The sequence below is a fragment of the Verrucomicrobiota bacterium genome (genome assembly GCA_016871535.1).
Taxonomy (GTDB): Bacteria; Verrucomicrobiota; Verrucomicrobiia; order Limisphaerales; family SIBE01; genus VHCZ01.
The window spans coordinates 31,684-49,833 of the sequence record VHCZ01000013.1 but is presented as its reverse complement, the minus strand read 5'-3'; the positions used below and the strand labels follow the sequence as shown (position 1 = coordinate 49,833).

At 59.7% G+C, this 18,150-nt stretch carries 18 protein-coding genes; 3 read left to right on the top strand and 15 right to left on the bottom strand.

Features of this window, described 5'->3' with window-relative positions:
- Positions 1-420 precede the first annotated feature (420 nt).
- The 3 genes from FJ398_03505 to FJ398_03495 all read left to right on the top strand — a co-directional run bounded on the left by FJ398_03505 (position 421) and on the right by FJ398_03495 (position 5,983).
- The gene (locus FJ398_03505; protein ID MBM3837023.1) at positions 421-1,569 is read left to right on the top strand and encodes a TolC family protein; all 1,149 of its coding nucleotides are present in this window, start codon (positions 421-423) and stop codon (positions 1,567-1,569) included.
- A 341-nt stretch (positions 1,570-1,910) separates the two neighbouring features.
- Positions 1,911-3,782 carry a phosphate/phosphite/phosphonate ABC transporter substrate-binding protein gene (locus FJ398_03500; GenBank protein MBM3837022.1) on the top strand — a complete coding sequence of 624 codons (1,872 nt, stop codon included), beginning with the start codon at positions 1,911-1,913 and terminating at the stop codon, positions 3,780-3,782.
- Between the two features lie 386 nt (positions 3,783-4,168).
- Positions 4,169-5,983 (top strand): HAMP domain-containing protein, encoded by a 1,815-nt coding sequence (locus FJ398_03495; protein MBM3837021.1) that lies wholly within the window; start codon positions 4,169-4,171, stop codon positions 5,981-5,983.
- A 122-nt stretch (positions 5,984-6,105) separates the two neighbouring features.
- Here the strand turns inward: FJ398_03495 and FJ398_03490 are convergent, their stop codons facing one another.
- From FJ398_03490 to FJ398_03420, 15 genes are all read right to left on the bottom strand, one after another.
- Entirely contained in the window at positions 6,106-8,268 is a 2,163-nt protein-coding gene (locus FJ398_03490; protein MBM3837020.1) for a c-type cytochrome, read from the bottom strand.
- A gap of 255 nt (positions 8,269-8,523) precedes the next feature.
- The gene (locus tag FJ398_03485) at positions 8,524-9,852 is read right to left on the bottom strand and encodes a serine/threonine protein kinase (GenBank protein MBM3837019.1); all 1,329 of its coding nucleotides are present in this window, start codon (positions 9,850-9,852) and stop codon (positions 8,524-8,526) included.
- 162 nt (positions 9,853-10,014) lie between these two features.
- Positions 10,015-10,518, bottom strand: a complete 504-nt coding sequence (locus FJ398_03480) for a 50S ribosomal protein L17 (GenBank protein ID MBM3837018.1) — start codon at positions 10,516-10,518, stop codon at positions 10,015-10,017.
- A gap of 12 nt (positions 10,519-10,530) precedes the next feature.
- A complete protein-coding gene (locus tag FJ398_03475) occupies positions 10,531-11,544 on the bottom strand; it encodes a DNA-directed RNA polymerase subunit alpha (GenBank protein ID MBM3837017.1) in 1,014 nt (337 codons plus the stop codon).
- Between the two features lie 163 nt (positions 11,545-11,707).
- A complete protein-coding gene (gene rpsD / locus FJ398_03470) occupies positions 11,708-12,316 on the bottom strand; it encodes a 30S ribosomal protein S4 (protein ID MBM3837016.1) in 609 nt (202 codons plus the stop codon).
- 110 nt (positions 12,317-12,426) lie between these two features.
- Complete coding sequence (gene rpsK / locus FJ398_03465) at positions 12,427-13,077, bottom strand: 30S ribosomal protein S11 (GenBank protein ID MBM3837015.1); 651 nt, start codon at positions 13,075-13,077, stop codon at positions 12,427-12,429.
- A gap of 51 nt (positions 13,078-13,128) precedes the next feature.
- Positions 13,129-13,524 carry a 30S ribosomal protein S13 gene (rpsM, locus tag FJ398_03460; GenBank protein MBM3837014.1) on the bottom strand — a complete coding sequence of 132 codons (396 nt, stop codon included), beginning with the start codon at positions 13,522-13,524 and terminating at the stop codon, positions 13,129-13,131.
- An 18-nt stretch (positions 13,525-13,542) separates the two neighbouring features.
- Positions 13,543-13,656 (bottom strand): 50S ribosomal protein L36, encoded by a 114-nt coding sequence (gene rpmJ, locus FJ398_03455; protein MBM3837013.1) that lies wholly within the window; start codon positions 13,654-13,656, stop codon positions 13,543-13,545.
- Positions 13,653-13,883 carry a translation initiation factor IF-1 gene (gene infA / locus FJ398_03450; protein MBM3837012.1) on the bottom strand — a complete coding sequence of 77 codons (231 nt, stop codon included), beginning with the start codon at positions 13,881-13,883 and terminating at the stop codon, positions 13,653-13,655. The genes rpmJ and infA overlap by 4 nt, the downstream gene beginning before the upstream one ends.
- A complete protein-coding gene (map, locus tag FJ398_03445) occupies positions 13,844-14,620 on the bottom strand; it encodes a type I methionyl aminopeptidase (GenBank protein ID MBM3837011.1) in 777 nt (258 codons plus the stop codon). Before map ends, infA begins: the two co-directional genes overlap by 40 nt.
- 1 nt (position 14,621) lies before the next feature.
- The gene (gene secY / locus FJ398_03440; GenBank protein ID MBM3837010.1) at positions 14,622-16,007 is read right to left on the bottom strand and encodes a preprotein translocase subunit SecY; all 1,386 of its coding nucleotides are present in this window, start codon (positions 16,005-16,007) and stop codon (positions 14,622-14,624) included.
- A gap of 19 nt (positions 16,008-16,026) precedes the next feature.
- A complete protein-coding gene (locus FJ398_03435; protein MBM3837009.1) occupies positions 16,027-16,503 on the bottom strand; it encodes a 50S ribosomal protein L15 in 477 nt (158 codons plus the stop codon).
- 10 nt (positions 16,504-16,513) lie between these two features.
- Positions 16,514-17,086 carry a 30S ribosomal protein S5 gene (locus FJ398_03430; GenBank protein MBM3837008.1) on the bottom strand — a complete coding sequence of 191 codons (573 nt, stop codon included), beginning with the start codon at positions 17,084-17,086 and terminating at the stop codon, positions 16,514-16,516.
- A 97-nt stretch (positions 17,087-17,183) separates the two neighbouring features.
- Entirely contained in the window at positions 17,184-17,549 is a 366-nt protein-coding gene (locus tag FJ398_03425; protein MBM3837007.1) for a 50S ribosomal protein L18, read from the bottom strand.
- A gap of 52 nt (positions 17,550-17,601) precedes the next feature.
- Positions 17,602-18,138 (bottom strand): 50S ribosomal protein L6, encoded by a 537-nt coding sequence (locus FJ398_03420; GenBank protein ID MBM3837006.1) that lies wholly within the window; start codon positions 18,136-18,138, stop codon positions 17,602-17,604.
- Positions 18,139-18,150: the final 12 nt, after the last annotated feature.

Genomic DNA, 18,150 nt, shown 5'->3' with positions numbered 1-18,150 from the left:
TTTGCCTGGGGCTGCGTTGCTCCTCGGTCACAGCCCCACTGGCGGGGGATGCTCGCTCGTCGCGCCTTGCCCCAGGCCAAATTGGGCGCAACGAACGTGAGCGTATTTACGAAACGGACCACTAAGGAATGGATCTCTGGAAGCAAGGCTCGGCGGGAGCCTCGCCCCACCGCGCCGGTTCGTGATTGAAAGGACGCCCGTTTAGACTTGAGGCAGGCGCTCGCTCTCGACATAGTGCGACTGGATGAGGCAACCCGGTTGCCCTCCGACAGCGTTGAGCCTTCTATCCTCCTGGGTGCGGCTTTGTGACCTTGAACAACGCGCGAGCAATATGCACATCGAATCCACGGCGCCCCAAGAGGCTTCCCTGAAGGACCCGCTATGATTCCTCCCGCACGCCCGACGACCTTGCCAACGAAAATGCTTCTTTCACTGGTTGCAGTTCTGTCCCTGCAAACGCACGCGGCCGAAAGCACCCAGGCTCCCGTCGTAGTGTCCAGCCAGGAGAAGACGCTGGATCAATGTCTTGCCGAAGCTCTGCAAAACAACCGGCGCCGCCCCGCGTCGCGTTTCGCCGTGGCGATGGCGGAGGCGCAGCATCGACAGGCGCTCGCGGCGCATTGGCCCCAGATCACGCTGCGGGCGGCGGTCGAACGATTGGACGAGCGCCCCAATTTCATTTTCCCCGCCCGGGCTTTCCCCGTCCCGGCGCAGAACTTCACCATTCCGTTCGGCGGCTCGCTGCCGATTACCATCCCCGGGATCGGGACGATCCCACTCAGCACGTTTCAAATCCCGGAACAGACCATAACGGTTCCCGCGCAAGAGGTGATTCTCCAGGATCGGGATTCCGCCTACGGCTCGCTGGGCGCGACGTGGCTGCTCTACGATGGAGGAATGCGGAAAGGCTACCGGGAGCAAGGCAAAGGCTTGGTGGATTTGCGGAAGGAGGAAGCGCGCCGCACGGATCTGGAAATCGCGGACAGCGTGAAACGATTCTACTACGGCTCCGTCCTTGCGGCCCAGGTGCACCATGTGGGCAAGGAAACGCTGGCGCGAATGGAGGCCACGCTCAATCTCACGGAAACGATGTACAAGGAAGGCAGCGGCCGCGTGAAGAAGACGGACTGGTTGGAGACCAAAGTCGTGGTGGAATCGCTGCGCTCCATGGTGGCCTTGCTCGAAAAGAATGAGGCCATGGCGCAGGCGGCGCTGGCCAATACGATCGGCTTGTCCTGGAACGCCGTCGTCAAACCGGCCGACAAGTTCCTCCTCAAAGAGGGCATTGCGCTCCAGATCAAGGACGCGTTCCTGAGCTTGAACACGGCGCAGAAAGGGCATGACGCGACGCGGGAAGCGATGAATGCCGCCATCGAGAGCCGCGACCTCAACACACGCGCCTACCAGAATGACCTGGTGGACACCGAGAAAGTCATTCGCGCGCAGATCATGGAAGCGTTGATGTCGGCCACCCACTACAAAACGCGTTACGATCACCTTGCCCTCCAATCCCAAATTACGCTGTTGGTCGGCACAGAACTCATCAAACGAATCGAGGGCCGGCGCTGAGGCATGTGAAACGCGGGACAATCCTAAACAGTCTATCCGTCACCTGAAATCCCTGCAGGCTCGGCAACTCTGGAAACCCGAAATCCGAAGCTCGAATACGAAACAAATTCCAATATGGAAAACGGGCAAATCCCCAAACGAGCGGCGGAGCGCTCCTGTTTCGAGTTTTCTCGATTTGCTTTCGCTTTGTTTCGGATTTCGGATTTCGGATTTTCGCGCGTGATTCTGCCTCGTTGGTTTTGAAGACAAAGCGATGCGATCGTCCTCGATTTCACGCGGTTTGCGAGAAAGAGAACGAAGGACGAGGGCGAGCACGAGCCGTCACAAGGTGTTTCCAAGGCATGTTCTTCGCCGCGGTCATGGCGGGAATGGCGGCGGAGGTGCCCAGGGAAAACACCGGCAACTTGCTTCGTTTTGGGTTGACCACGCGGATGTTCAGAGGCCTCAACGAGAACGACGGTCGCGCCGCCTTGAAAGTCTATATCGAATCGGTCGGAAAAGAACGGGGGATCGTTCTGAAATCCATAGATACTTTTGACAACGTTCTGGAGGTCGGAAAAGCATTGCGCAACGGCCAGTTGGATGCCGCCAGCGTGACCACGGAGGAGTATCTGCGAATCAGCGACGAGGTGGCCAGCGTGCATGTGTTCGACGAACCCGGTCGGTCCGATCCCGGAGAGGAGTTCCTGCTCCTGGTTCACCGGGGCAGCGCGGTCACGAACCTGGCCGGGTTGCGAGGGGGATTGCTGACGGAATACGACAATTTGCGCACCAGCCTGGCGCGGATGTGGCTCGACGTGCTGCTGCTGGAGCAGGGCCTGCCCAGCGCAGAAGGTCTGTTCGCCAAAGTGACCTTGGAACGGAAACTGTCCACGGTGGTGTTGCCCGTATTCTTCGGCAACGCCCAGGCTTGCCTGGTGACGCGGCGCGGCTTCGACACGATGGTGGAACTGAACCCGCAGGTCGGGAAAAACCTGCGCGTGCTCGCAGCGTCCCCCGCGTTTGTCGTCACCGTGTTGTGCTTTGGGTCGATGGCGAACCCGGCGGATAAAGCGACGACCCTGGAGGGCATTCAGCGGCTCCACGAGCAACCACGAGGCCAGCAGCTTCTCACGGTTTTTCAAGGCGGCGAGCGATTGATCGCGTACCCGGTATCGGTCCTGGATCGCGCGAGGAAGCTCCGATTGAATTACTTACGACGAACTGCTCAAGAAAAACGGGCCGAGCCGAGTGCGAAGCGCCGGAAAGGAAGGCAAATGATCGCGAGGTTGATGGTGATGCTGGCGCTCGTCGCCAGATGTTTCGGTTCCGCCGATGAAACGAACCGGCCCCCGTTCCGCTTCGCCTTCTCGGCGCGCATGTTCAGCGGCGTGAACGAAAACGACGCGCAAGCGGCCGTCCGGGGCTGGGCTCAAGGCCTCGCCAAAGAACGCAACATCAACCTGGACGGCCAGCCGATCATCCATCCGAGCCGCGCCGCCATTGTCGAAGCACTCCGCAGCAAGCAAGTGGATTGCGTTTCGCTCACGACCGATGACTATCTCGCATTGGAGCCGAACCTTCAGAACACGAACCTGCTCGTCTCCTCCATCGCTGGAAAAACCTCCGAGCAGTACCTGCTGTTGGTGCATGTCAAATCCGGCATCTCAAGTCCTGGCGAACTGAAAGGGCGAAGTCTTGTGATACTGGACCACGTCCGCGCGTCCCTGGCAGGCATCTGGCTGGAGGTTCTCCTGGCGCAGCAAGGCCTGGCTTTGCCGTCCCAACACTTCAGCCAGGTCCGGAGCGCCCCGAAGCTGACCGGGGTAGTGTTGCCGGTGTTTTTCCGGCAGCAGGACGCTTGCGTCGTCACCCGGAGCGGGTTCGACACGATGAGCGAACTTAACCCGCAACTGCGGGTGCAGTTGAAACCGCTGGCGGCTTCGATGGAATTAGTGCCGGCCTTCACCTTCTTGCGCCCCGATTATCGCGGCGCACCGCAGGATGAGATTGTGGCGGAAGTTCTCAAGATGCACCTAACCGCTTCGGGCAAGCAGATCCTGACGCTCTTCCAAGCCGACCGGATCGAACGATGTCCCGCGCAGGTATTGGACACGGCGCGCGGTCTGATCGCGGTCCATCGGGAACTCAACCCCGCTTCCGGTTTAGCGCCCCGTGCCGGGGCTCGCTCGACTCCAACGACGCTCCTTGACGGCGTATGGCGACCGGAATGACTCGTCCTTGGAAGCGCATGGGCATCGGCCTGAAAATTGCCTTGCTGGCGTGGTCCGTCACACTCCTGGCCCTGCTGATCTTCGTCGCGGCGATTATTCCTGAGCAGCAGCGCATTTTCATCGAAAACCTCAATTCCAAAGGCCGCGGCAGCGCAGTTTCGTTGCAGGACGTGGCCGCTAGCGCGCTCGTGACTCAGGATTTCAGCACAGTGGTGGATCACTGCCTGCAACTGCTCAAAGGTGATCCGGCCCTGCGCTACCTGGTATTGGTCCGCATGGACGGGTACTCCCTCATCAGCGACCACTCCGGCTGGCGCCAGGGCAATCTGGACACAACCTGGCGTCCAGCCGAGCGCCGTGAGCGGAGCGGAATCGAATTCAAGCCGATGTTCGGAATGCGCGTCTTCAATTACTCGATCCCTTTCAACTATTCCGGCATCGAGTGGGGCTGGATTCACATTGGCCTTTCCCTGGATTCGTACGAAGGCAGCATCGCGAAGGTCTATTTTCGCACCGCAGTTCTTGCGATGATCTGCGTGGCCATCAGCGCGGCCGCTTCCATCGGGTACGCCCGGCGCTTGGTTCGGCCCATTGGCAGCTTGCACGAAGTCGTTCGCGCGGTCGCCCGGGGCCACCTGTTCGCGCGAGCAGACGTTCGGAGCGGCGATGAAATCGAAAGCCTGGCCCACTCTTTCAACCGCATGACGGCCGCGCTGCAACACCGCGATCGAATTCTGGAAAGTGTCCGTTTCGCCGCCCAGACGCTGTTGAGCACGGACGACTGGCGCACCGTGATCCGCGACGTGCTGGCCAAACTGGGGCAGTCCGCAGAAGTCGGCAGCGCCTACCTCTTCGAAAACCATCCTGGACCGGACGGCGCACTGCACTTCAGCCAACGCTACGCATGGATCGCCCCCGGCTGCGGTCCCAGCCAGGCTCCGGCCCGGTGGCGGAACTTGAGCTGGCACGCCGCCGGATTGGACTCTTGGGCGGACATCTTCCAACGCGGCGAATTTGCGTCCGCGCACGTGCGCGAGTTGGGCGATGCGGAGCGCGCGGTCATCGATCCGCAGGTCAAGTCGCTCATGCTGATGCCCATCATGATCGGTGGCGCCTGGTGGGGGCTAATCGGGTACGATCAATGGAACCAGGAGCGGGAGTGGAATGATGCGGAGCGCGACAGCCTCAAGGCCGCCGCGGACATGCTGAGGGCCGCCATCGAACGGAAACGCACGCAGGACGCGCTGCTGGAAGCCAAGCAAACCCTGGAGCAGCGGGTGCGGGAGCGCACGTGCGAGTTGCAGGAGCAGATGTCCGCCAAAGAACGCGCTCACGCCGCATTGGCGGAAGCACAACAAAACCTGGTGGAAATCTCCCGCCGGGCGGGGATGGCAGAAGTGGCCACCGGCGTGCTCCACAACGTCGGCAACGTGCTCAATAGCGTGAACGTCTCCGTCACCCTCGTCCATCATCGCCTGCGCCGTTCCGGGGCGCGCGATTTGGAACAAGTGCTCGCACTCCTCCGCGAGCACGAGGCCGACCTGCCTCGCTTTCTGGCTTCCGATCCCCGAGGCCAATCTTTTCCGAACTTCCTTTCGCAGTTGACCGAACATCTTGCCAAGGAGAACGACTGGGTGCGCAACGAAGTGAAGTCCGTCATGCGCCACGTCGAGCACATCAAGGAAATCGTGGCCATGCAGCAGAGCTACGCCCAGGTTTCCGGCCTCCGCGAAAGGCTGGCGGTCTCCCAGTTGATGGAGGACGCCCTGCAGATCAACGCCGCCGCTTTCCAACGCCACGGCATCGAACTGGAGCGCCACTACGAGACGCTTCCCTCGCTCTTGCTCGAGCGGCACAAGGTGCTGCAAGTCCTCGTCAACATCTTGCGCAATGCCAAGGAAGCGCTCGTCGAGGGCGGAGCCGCGAGTAAGATCATCCGAATCCGCATTGCCAACTCCCCCGATCAGACGCTGCAAATCTCGATTGCGGACAACGGGATCGGGATTGCTCCGGAAAACCTGACTCGCATCTTTCAACACGGCTTCACCACGCGCAAGACCGGGCACGGATTCGGCCTGCACAGCGGGGCTCTCGCCGCGAAGGAAATGGGAGGCAGCCTGAGCGTGCAGAGCGATGGACTCGGCCGAGGCGCCACGTTCGTGCTGGAGCTGCCCATCGCGGGACAGTGTGAAAGCGCATAGACGCCCTCGGGCATAAGGGTATCGAGGTATCGAGGTATCGGGGTGTCGGGGTGTCGGGGTGTCGGAGTAATCTGAGCGGTCCACTCCGTTACCCCGACACTCCGACACTCCGACACGCCGTATCAATGCCGGTGTTCGGATGATTCCGTCTTGCCGCCGGATTCCAGAAACGCCAGGAGATCGAGGATCTGATCTTTTGAACTCTGGTTGAGCAGGCCCATCGGCATCAGGGACGATGCCTGGGGTTTTCGCTCTTTGATGTCCGCCTTGCGCAAAGTCTGGATCAAAGCATCGGACGCTCCGGTTTGAACCGTCACACTGGCCGTGTCTTCCTTCACGATCAGGCCGATCACGCTGTCGCCGTTTTTCAATTCGAACTCGAAATTGCGATAGCGGTCGTTGATGACTTTGGAAGGCTCGATCAGTTCGCCCAGCACGCCAGCGCGGTCGCCTTTCCAGCGTTGAAACACCTCGGTCAAATCCGGTCCGAATGCGTATCCGTGGGTTCCAAGCTTGTGGCACTGAGCGCAGGCCAGCGCGGTGAACAATTGCTTTCCTTGCGCCAGATTTCGTCCGGATCGCGGTTTCTCGAGGTCGGGCGCCAGGTCGCTGACTTTCCATTCCGTCGTTTGCGGCGCGACCGGTTCGGTGTGAGTGGCCAGGTATTCCTCCAGGTCTTTCACGACTTTCAGGATGCCGACCATGCGCCGCCAGTGGCCTGGAAACGTGCAAACGTAGGAGTAGTCAGCGGGTTGCTGCGGCGCAGTGAAACTGAGCTTTTCCTTTTCGCCTGTCAGCAAGAGGCGCGTGGCGTGCAGAACCTTGGACGACGCAGGGAGGTAGAGCCGCCCTTGCGCGTCTGGCAGCGGCGGCATCGTTTCGCTGGCGAGGCCGATTTCCTCGACGGCGCCAGGCAGGACGACTACCAGGTTGTGGGGCATCGTGTCGTCATTCTCAAACAGGATTTCCACTGGCTTGCCCGCTTCGACCACGATCAACTGCTTATCGTAAAGCATCTGTTCGTGGAGCGTGCGAATGACGATCACTCGCACGCCGAGGCTGCGCAGCACCTTGTTCATGGCCTTCCCCTGCTCTGCCGGAAGCAGCGACGCGAGATCCGTCGCGAACTGCACGGCGTTGATGAACTCCGGCTGAGTCCGTTCCGGGGGCGGCACGTTTCCCAGGTGCTGGAGCACTCTTTCGGCGAGCGCCGGGACTGTGTCCGCGGGCCAAAGCTTCTTGGGAATGCGCGGAAGGCTGGCCAGCGCGGCTTTCACTTCGACTCCGGCTTGGATCATCGCGGCGAGTCTCTTGAAGATCTCCGCTTCACGTCCCGGAATCGCAGCCACCGCCGCGATGGCGGCGCGACGCAGTTCAGGTTGATCAGTCGTATCCAAGAGCGGCGTGATCTTCGGGCCGGCCTGAGCGCGAAGCGCCGCGTCGCGGACCAGCGCGGCAGCCTGGACAACATCCGTCAGTTTCGCTCTGCCGGCCTCCGCGCTTTTCCAGAGAGGCTCCAAGGATTTGTCGCCCGTGATGACTCCGGCGAACGCGATCTGCCGCGTTGGCGCGCCCTGCGCTTGAGTTGAGAGGTTTTCCAGGGCCGACCGCTTGGAAGAGATCTCCTCGGGCGATCGAGACAGCAACAAAACGGATAATTCCCGCAGGACCGGTTCGGACTCTTCGCCCTTCTTGTCCAGTTCGCCCAACGCCGAGATCAACTCGGTCACGGTGTCTGTGTTTCGCGCTTTGGCCAGTCCATCCAAGGCTTCCAACCGGTACTTCCTGTCCAGGTTTTTGCGTTGCAGCAGCGCGACATAGACGAACTCACTGCGGGGCGCTTCGATCAAGTCCTGGTTCGACAGGCGACCGAGGACGTAAGCGGCGGCGACCGGGTTCTTCGGGAGATAAAACGGTTTCTTGGCTGTGGAATCGTCTGGGGGTTGCTGCGCGTAGGAGGAAATCGGCACGGCCAGCGCAAGCACTAATACGAGTCTCGTGGCCAGTTTCCGGGTCGCTTCAATCGCGGCTTGCGGCCAGGAATCCCGGTCAACCCTCCATGGACCTTCGGGTAGGGCGAGCCGATTCGGACGTGTTCCGAGCACGTGGAGCGGCTCGCCGGGACGGACTCGCCCTACCGGTTCGGAAACCGTGGAAACTTCCCATGAATGTGCGCCGGTTTGTAATCCCGCCTTTAGGCGGCTCCGGCGCACCGGACCGGCTAATCCGACTTTCTCTACCGTCGAACTGCGCATGAGGAGATCAGCACTAGTGATGTGTCTCACAAATGGCTGGAGTTATGTTGCGCCCAAAACGGCCTGGGGCAAGGCGCGACGAGGGAGCATAGCCCCAGTGCTCTGCGACCCAGGAGCACGCAGCCCCAGACCGTTCTCGGCGCAACCCTTCGGGCCACAGGTCTTTTGGCCTCCTGCTTCGTTGCTCACGCCTTACAGACCCACGAGAGGTATGCGCGTCGCTCGCGCCTCGCGGGAGGCCAAAATCCCTTGCGGCATAACTCCAGCCATTTGTGAGACACATCACTAGCGAACCGCCGCCGCATCGCGAATGCAGTAAAGGTGTCGGGCCGTCCGAATGATGAGGCTGTCGGCGGCGATAGCCGGTGTGGCCATGCACATTTCATCGAGGCTGTTTTTTCGGAGCAGTTTGTAGTCTGGCCCTGCCTGGAAAACGAACGCGTCACCGTCTTCGCTCAGGCAAAAGATGCGGCCATTGTAGGCCCAAGGCGAGGCGGTGAAGCCGGAGGTTCCTGTGGTGTTGATGCGCTGTTTGCCGAACAACTCCCGGCCCGTCCGTGCGTCGTGGCAGGCGAGGAAACCGAAATCGAACAGCACGTAGAAATAATCGTTGTAAAGGAGTGGTGATGGATTATACGGCGCCGCCACGGGCTGGAACCAGGCGATGAACTCGTTGCTGGTCTCTCCCGGTTTGAGAGAGATATCTCCGGAAGCGCCGGGCCGAATAGCGAACACAGGCCGCGTCTTGTCCCCCACGTAGCCGGAGCAGACGTAGAGGAGCCCGAACTTAGAAAACGGCGTTGGAATCACGATGGAGGACATGCCGCCCAACTCCCACAGGAGTTGTCCCTCCAAATCATAGGACCGAACCCGGGTGCGTCCCGGCGTGACGATCTCGGTTCGTTTCTCGTTCTCCCAGATATAAGGAGTCGCCCAGTTGCTCTTCTCGTCGCGAGGGACGCGCCAGACTTCCTTTCCGGTCCGCTTGTCCAGCGCGAGCAGGAACGATTGCTCTTCGTTGTCGTTCACGAGGTAGAGCCTGTCGCCGTGCAACACCGGCGACGCGGCCGTCCCCCAGCCATTGCGGACTTTGCGGGCCGGGAGCTTGTGCGACCACAGTTCGTTCCCGGCGTAGTCCAGACAGAAGACGCCGACATTGCCGAAGCAGGCATACACGCGCTCGCCGTCCGTGACCGGCGTTTCCGACGCGTAGGTGTTCTTGACGTGAATAGAACTGGGCGGCGCGCTTTCATGAACCTGCTTTTCCCAAAGTATCTTGCCCGTGCGGCTGTCCACACAATACACCATCCAATGATGAAGATCCTTCGAGGGGGTGGGCCGTTCCCCGCCGAAATAGAGTCCTTTCTTGGGTGTTTCGACTTCGCCATCCTTGATCACCGAGGTCAGAAAGATCCGGTCGTTCCAGACGATGGGTGAGGACCACCCATAGCCCGGAATTTCGGTTTTCCACGCCACGTTCTGATCCTTGCTCCATGTCTCGGGAAGGTTTTTCCCTTCGGCGACGCCCATTGCTCCAGGACCGCGAAACTGCGGCCAGCGCGCTTCGCCCGCCGTGACCGAGGCCAAGAGCAGGAACGGAAGAAGTATTTTCATGAGAAGCTTCCTATCGCGGAACCCAAGAGATATCAATCCTTGGCGCGTCATTTGGCACCCCACGCACTAATGCCGTCCCTGCAAGCCGGAACGCCGCCGCCCCAAGACGCGCCTGAATTCACCGAGGCAAGAGCAGTCAACAAGCCGACAACTGACGGATGGTTATCTCTGTTCAGGAGTTGCGGGTGCCTCGGTGGAAGCGGGAGCCTGCGAAGCCGCTGCGGCCTCGGGTTTCGGGGCTTCTGTCGGCGCCGCCGCTGGCAACTCGACCCATTCCAGGATGGCAAGTTCCGCAGCGTCACCCTGGCGGCGATTCAGCTTCACGATGCGCGTGTAACCGCCATTACGATTCTTGAACGCCGGGGCGATCTCATCGAACAGAATATGGACGATGTCGTTCTTGCGGGCTTTGGCGCGCAGCGCTTTGCTCGGGAGAGCCCGCCGCGGGTTGTATTTCAACCGCGCCGCAGCCAGCCGCCGGGCATGAATGGACCCGGTTTTCCCCAGCGTCACCATCTTCTCGGCCACGGGCCGGGCGGCCTTGGCTTTTGCCAGCGTGGTGGTGACCCGTTTGTGGAGGATGAGGCTGCTAACCAGATTGGCGAGCATCGCGTTTCGATGCTCGCCGGTGCGGCCCAGTTTGGCCGTTCTCTTGAGATGTCGCATGGGGATTCCTCTCTAGGCCGTCTTGGGTTCTTCCTTGGGCGCTTCGAGCAGGGACGGGTCGATGTTCATTCCCAACGCCAGTCCCAGGGCCGCGAGTTTCTCTTTGATTTCGTTCAGAGATTTCTTGCCGAAGTTGCGATACTTGAGCATCTCCGCCTCGGTCTTCATGGCGAGCTGGCCGACGGTGGTGATGTTCGCGTTGTTCAAGCAGTTGGCCGCGCGCACGCTGAGTTCGATTTCATTGACGCTCATGTTGAGCACCTTGCGCTGGCGGGCTTTCTCGTCGTCCTGCTTATCCGGCTCTTGCTCGAATTCGACGGCATTCTTGTCGTAGCCCACGAAAACGTCCAGGTGATGCTGTAGAATCGCTGAAGCCTGGGTAAGCGCATCGTCCGGAGAAACACGTCCGTCGGTCCAGATCTCCAGAACCAGCCGGTCATAATCCGTACGCTGGCCGACGCGCGCGCTCTCGACGGAATAGCGGACGCGGGTAACCGGCGAAAATAGCGAATCGATTGCGATCACGCCGATGGGCTGATCGGGTTTCTTGTTCTCGTCCCCCGGGCAAAAGCCGCGCCCGACCTTGACCTCCATCTCCATCTCGAACTTCTTCTTTTTGTCGAGGGTGCAGATGATCTGCTTGGGATTCACCAGTTCCAGATTCTGGGTCAACTTGATGTCCCCGGCGAGGACGGGCCCCTCCTTCTGCACGGAGATCATCACAGTCTGCGGCTCACGGCTGCGGGCCTTGAACAACACTTTTTTCAGATTCAGAATGACGTCGGTGACATCCTCCACCACGCCGTCAATGGTGGTGAATTCGTGCATGGCGCCATCGAGCTTGATGGAGGTAATGGCCGCGCCTTCCAACGAGGACAGCAGGACCCGCCGGAGCGAGTTCCCGACGGTGTGGCCGTAACCGGTTTCAAACGGTTCGGCAATGAACTTGGCGTAGGTTTCAGTGGCGGTTGTGTCTTCTTTGACCAACCGTTTGGGCATTTCAAAACGACCGAGTCGTACTGGCATAGTCTTCTTTCAACAATTTTGATCTGACGGCCCCGGCTGTTTATTCCCGCGACCGAAGCCGTCCGTATAATTGTTTTGGGTTAATGGATCGGTGGATTTCTGGATCAATGGAGCTTGTCCAAATAACCCGGTCATCCAAACATCCAATAATCCGCTTTGTTGTTTAGCGGGAATAAAATTCTACCACTGCCTGCTCGTTGGCAATCGGCTGGATTTCATCGCGGGTTGGAACCCGCAGAACCGTTCCTTTGAAAGCGTCGCGATTCAAGGTAAGCCAGTCTGGCACGGCGCGGCTGGTGGCCGATTCGAGGTTGCGCGTGCCCATCTGGCGGGAAACGCTGGAGTCCTTCACTTCCACGGTGTCATTCACTTTCAGGCCGCAAGACGGAACGTTCACTTTCCGGCCATTGACCTTGATATGGCCGTGCGTGACCATCTGGCGGGCCGCGGCACGGGTATTGGCGAAGCCCAGGTGATAAACCACATTGTCGAGGCGCAGTTCGAGAATCTGAAGCATGGTTTCACCCGTGACGCCGCGCCGCTTGAGGGCCTTCTGGTAAACGCGCCTGAACTGACGTTCCATCAGACCATAATAGTATCGGAGCTTCTGTTTCTCGATCAGCCCCAGCGCGTAATCGGTGCTCTTGCGCCGGCTCCTGGGGCCATGCACGCCGGGACCATAGTTTTTCCGTTCGAGGTACTTTGAAGCGCCGTAGATCGGAATGCCAAATCGCCGGCTGATTCGAACGCGAGGACCAGTATATCGAGCCATAGGTTAATTGCGGAATGCGGAGTGCGGAGTGCGGAGTTGCGCCCAAACCTTCGGCGCTTCCTTTGGGAACTCGAAACTTGAAACTTGAAACTTGAAACTCATATCAAACCTCAAACGCGGCGCTTCTTGCGGGGCCGGCAGCCGTTGTGCGGGACGGGAGTCACATCCTTGATGCTGCTGATCTCCAGGCCAATTGCCTGAAGCGCTCGGATCGCCGATTCCCGGCCTGAACCCGGACCTCGGACGCGGATTTCAACTTCTTTCATGCCGTGTGACATGGCCTGGCGGGCAGCGTCCTGCGCGACTTGCTGAGCGGCAAACGCCGTGCTCTTGCGCGAACCTTTGAATCCAACCTTCCCGGAACTAGACCAGCCAATGACGTTGCCGTGCATGTCCGTGATCGACACCAGGGTATTGTTGAAGGTGGCCAGGATATTCGCGACGCCGACCGAGATGTTCTTGGCGCCTTTGGCCTTGATGATTTTCTTTGCGGCCTGGTCGTCCCCGAGGAGTTCCGCGGCCGTTGGAGCGACGCCCGCAGTGGGAACTGCTGGAGCAGCCGGAGCAGCGCCTCCAGCGGGTTTCTCCGCGGGCTTGGCGGCGTCCGCGCCTTCTGCCGCCAACGCTTTCTTTGCCGGCTTCGGAGGCTTGGCTTCGTCAGCTAGTCCTTTGGGAGCCGCCTGTTCTCGGGCCGCGGCAGGAGGGGCGGGTTTGCTCTCCTTTTTGGGAGCCGGTTTTTTCGGTTTAGGTTCGTCAGCCATGCGGAATCCGTTGCAGGAGTTGGGGGTTTGTGATTAGCGCGCGATTTGAGCCTAGTGGATGCCAGCTTTTGCTTGCGGGTTTCGTTGAACGCCGACGGTCTTCCGCGGGCCTTTTCGTGTGCGCGCATTGGTTTGCGTGCGCTGCCCGCGAACGGGCAGACTCCGAAGATGCCGGACGCCTCGATAGCATTTGATGCTCTGGAGCCGCTTGAGGTTCAACCCGATCTCCCGCCGCAGATCGCCTTCGATGACGTATTTGCCATCCTGAATGGCGTGAACGATCTGCGACAATTGCTGTTCCGTCAGATCTTTGGCGCGGATGCCCGGATTGATCTTGGCTTTGTCCAGAATCCACTTCGAGTTGGCCGGGCCGATGCCGTAAATGAAGCGAAGCGCGATATCAATCCGCTTCTGACCGGGAATGTCCACACCAAGTACGCGTGCCATAATTCAATTCAATCCAGGTTAACCTTGCCGCTGCTTGTGACGCGAGTTGCTGCAAATGACGCGGATCACGCCTTTGCGGCGCACAATCTTGCAGTGCTCGCACAGTTTTTTCACAGACGCTCGAACTTTCATAAATCGACTCTCGTTTCTTTAGACGCGATGCAGCCCCGGGACAAGTCGTAAGCCGACATCTGCACCGTGACCACGTCACCCGGCGCAAATCGGACGAATTCCAGCCGGAGCTTCCCGGACACATAAGCGAGCAGGCGATGGCCATTGGCCAACTCCACTCGGTACCGGCTGTTCGGCAATACTTCCACTACCTTGCCTTCGGCTTCAATAGGTGCTTCGCTGGCCACGTTAAAATCTCCGGCTCAGACTCGGTGATCAGAACCGTGTGTTCAAAATGGGCGGAAGGCTGGCCGTCCTTCGTGACCACCGTCCAGCCGTCGCGCAGAATCTGCACCGCCGGACCGCCCGCATTCACCATCGGCTCAATCGCCAACGTCATGCCCGGACGCAATCTTGGCGACGGTTTGCCATCTACGTAATTCGGCACCTGCGGATCTTCGTGCATTGAGCGGCCCACGCCATGCCCTACAAATTCACGCACGATGCTGAACCCATTGCGTTCCACGTAGGTCTGGATCGCACGCGAGATATCCGACACTTGCTTCCCGGCCCGCGCTTGTGCGATCCCTTCATACAGCGCCTTTTCCGTCACATCAATCAGTTTCTGGGCCAGTACGTCGCATCCGCCCACGGCGACCGTTCGCGCCGTATCACCAATGTAGCCCTTGAAAAGAACACCGACATCAATCCCGACAATATCGCCAAAATGAACGCGCCGGTCACTCGCCAATCCATGCACAACTTCCTCATTCACAGAGAGGCAGACGTAGCATGGATATTTTCGATATCCCAAAAAGGCGCTCTTGGCGCCGTGGCTCTTTATGCTGCCAGCCGCGTACTGATCAATCTCTTTAGTCGTGACACCCGGTGTGATCCACGCACAAATCTCGTCGAGCACCGTGCTGGCCACTGCCCCGGCCGCACGCATTGCCTCGATATCCCGATCATTTTTCAGAATGATCACGTCAAAAACGGCCTCGGATCCGTCCCTTCTTCAGGAATCCGTCATAGTGCCGCATCAACAAGTGAGACTCCATCTGCCTCATCGTATCCAGCATCACACCTACGGTGATCAACATACTGGTGCCACCGAAGAACTGCGAGACCCGGTAGTTGATCCCAAAGAGATCGGCCATGAGCATCGGGATGACCGCAATGACGGTGAGAAAGACTGCTCCCGCCAGAGTGATCCGGCTCATGGTTCGGTGCAAAAAATCGCTGGTGGCCGGGCCGGGCCGAACGCCGGGGATGTATCCGCCGTATTTCTTCAGATCGTCAGAAATCTGCAATTCATTGAACTGGGTCGCGACCCAGAAGTAGGAGAAAAACAGGATCATCGCCGTGTACAGGCAATAATAGAGCAACTCGCCGCGGGTCAAATCATTCCCAATATCCTTGAAGAACTGGATGTGGGAGATATCCCCCAGCTTCGAAAGGGCCATCGCCGGGAAGACCAAAACAGCCTGAGCAAAAATGATGGGCATCACCCCGGCATAATTCACGCGCAAGGGCATGAAGGAGCTGCCCCCCGCGTACACCTTGCGTCCCACGGCCCGTTGGGCGTATTGCACGGGGATTTTTCGCTGGGCCTGTGTTACGGCAACGACGGCAGCCACCACGGCGGCTAAGAGCAGAACGAGCGCAATCGCATGGAACACGTTGTATTTCCGGTCTCCCAGCCCTGCAGCCTCCGGGAAGAACATGTAGTAAAGCTGCTGCCCCGCGATCGGCAGATCCGCCACAATGCCGATCGTGATGATCAACGAGACCCCGTTCCCTATCCCTCGCTCTGTGATTTGCTCCCCCATCCACATGAGCAACAACGTCCCCGTCGTGAGCGCCAGAATTGTCTGAATCCGGTACCACCAGATATTGTCCACCACGACAAGTTTCCCTTCGAATCCCGGGAAAATCTGGCCTGGGTTTTCCCACCCTATGGCCATAAGCGTGCCGTGGCCCAGGCACAATAAGACCGTCAGGTAGCGCGAATACTGGATGATTTTCGCCCGACCGCCCTCTTCGCGCGCCAATTTGCTCAGGGTTGGCACCACGGCCGTCAAAAGCTGGATGATAATCGTCGCCGTGATGTAGGGCATGATGCCGAGCGCGCCGATGGCGCAGTTCTGCAAGGCGCCGCCCGTGAAAAGGCTGTACATCTGGAGCAGGGAATTGCCCTCCATCTGACCCGGCTTCTGCAGGTAATCCCTCAGTTCGGTCGCATTGAGGCCCGGAGTCGGAACCCACGCGATGATGCGGCAAATCGCCAAAACCAGGAGGGTAAAAACAATCCGGGACTTCAGCTCCGGAATCTTGAAACAATTGGCGAACGTATTCCAGATCGTTTTGAACATGCGAATTCCTCAGCGAAACTTACGCGCTCTTGGCTGGAGCGGCCGTGGTGGAACCCACCGTTTCGCAGACGCCGCCGGCTTTCTCGATCTTGGCGCGCGCCGAGCCGCTGAAGGCATGCGCACAGACCGTCAGTTTCCGGGTCAATTCACCCCCGCCCAGAATCTTGATCCCGTCCGCGCGCCCGCTGGCCAGCCCGGCGGAACGCAGAACCGCCTCGTCCACTCTGCCCCCATCCTCGAACCGGTTCAGAGCCTCCAGATTGACCGGGATGTAACGCACCGTGTGGCGGGCGTTGTTAAAACCGCGCTTTGGCATCCTCCGGATGAGCGGCATCTGGCCGCCTTCAAACCCGATCCGGATGGAGCTTCCGGAGCGGGCCGTCTGGCCTTTCCCGCCACGCCCGCTGGATTTTCCGTGCCCGCTGGATTCACCCTGCCCGAGACGCTTCCGGCGGTGCTTGGCGCCCGGACGAGGTTTGAGATCGTGTAATCGCATAAAGAGAAGTTCAGGCGGAGACGTTACCTGGAGCCGGCGGTGGCGGTGGCGGTTCGCTCTGGGCCGCCACTCTCAGCGACAGACCACGGCTGCGGAAAATCTCGTCGCGCAATCGCAAGGTGCGGAGCGCCTCGAGTGTGGCTTTGGCCACGTTCGCGGCATTCTTGGAACCCAGCGACTTGCTCAAGATGTCCTTCACTCCGGCCGACTCGACGACGGCACGAACCGTTTTCCCCGCGATAATTCCAGTCCCAGGCGACGCAGGCCGCAACAACACGCGCGCGCCTCCGAACGTGGAAATAACCTCGTGCGGGATCGTCGCGTTGCGCAAGGAGACCTTCAACATCCGCTGCCGCGCCTCCTCGCCGCCTTTGCGGATGGCATCGGCCACCTCGCCCGCTTTCCCCAGGCCAAGGCCAACGCGTCCTTGTTTGTCCCCGACGACCACCAGCGCGCTGAAGCTGAAGCGGCGTCCGCCTTTGACGACTTTGGAGGAGCGATTGATGAAGACGACTTTCTCGCTGAGCTCGGTCGAATCTTTTCCTTCAACCTGCTGTTCCGTGCCTTCCGCTCCGCCGCGCATTCGCCGGCCGCCGCGGCCGGGTCCGCGTCCGCCGCCGCGGCCGGGTTCCGAATTACTTCTGGGTTGTTCCGCCACGATAGTGATCTCCTGGTTCGATTTAGAATTTCAAGCCGGCTTCCCGGGCCGCATCGGCGAGCGCCTTGACTTTTCCGTGATAGCGCGCTCCGCGGCGGTCAAAGACGACGGCCTGGATGCCTTTGTTCTTGGCCGCTTCGGCTGCGGCTTGCCCGATCCGCTTTGCGCTCGTGACGTTGGCTTTGAGCTTCTCCCGGTCCGGAATGGATTTGTCCAGTGTCGAGGTGGAAGCCAGCGTCTTGCCGGCGGTATCGTCGATAAACTGCACGTAAATGTTCTTGCCTGTGAAACAGACGCTCATTCGGGGCCGCGCGCTCGTGCCGGCGACCTTCTTGCGGATGCGCCAGCGCCGCAGTTGCCTGAGCTGATTTTTCTTTTCGGTTCTCATGTCGGTTGCGCCACGGATTTTGCCGTGACGCGCAATTCATGCCGCGAGGCAATTATTGAACGGTCTTGCCCTCCTTGCGTTTGACCTTCTCGCCCAGATAGCGAACGCCTTTGCCCTTATACGGCTCGGGGGGATAAAACCCGCGCAATTCCGCCGCGACACGGCCCACAACTTCCTTGTTGGGCCCTTCGATCGTCAGTTTCGTGTTTTCCTCGACGGTGACTTTGATCTGATCCGGGATGGGATAGTTGATCGGGTGGGAATAGCCCAGGATCAAATTGACGTTCTTGCCTTGCACGGCCGCTTTGAAACCCACGCCTTGAATTTCCAGCTTCTTAACGAAGCCGTCCGTGACACCCTTGACCATGTTGTTGACGATGGCTCGGCTCAATCCGTGCAGCGCCTTGGCCTGGGCGTCGTCGCCGTCCCGGCTCAACACAAGCTTGTCGCCGTTCAGCGCGATGGAGGTTCGCCGGGGCAACTCGAAGTCCAATTTGCCCTTGGGGCCTTCAACAAAGACCTTGCGGGCTTTGATTTCGACTTTGACCTTCGGAGGAACCTGGACCGGTATTTTTCCAATTCTGGACATATGATTCTTTCC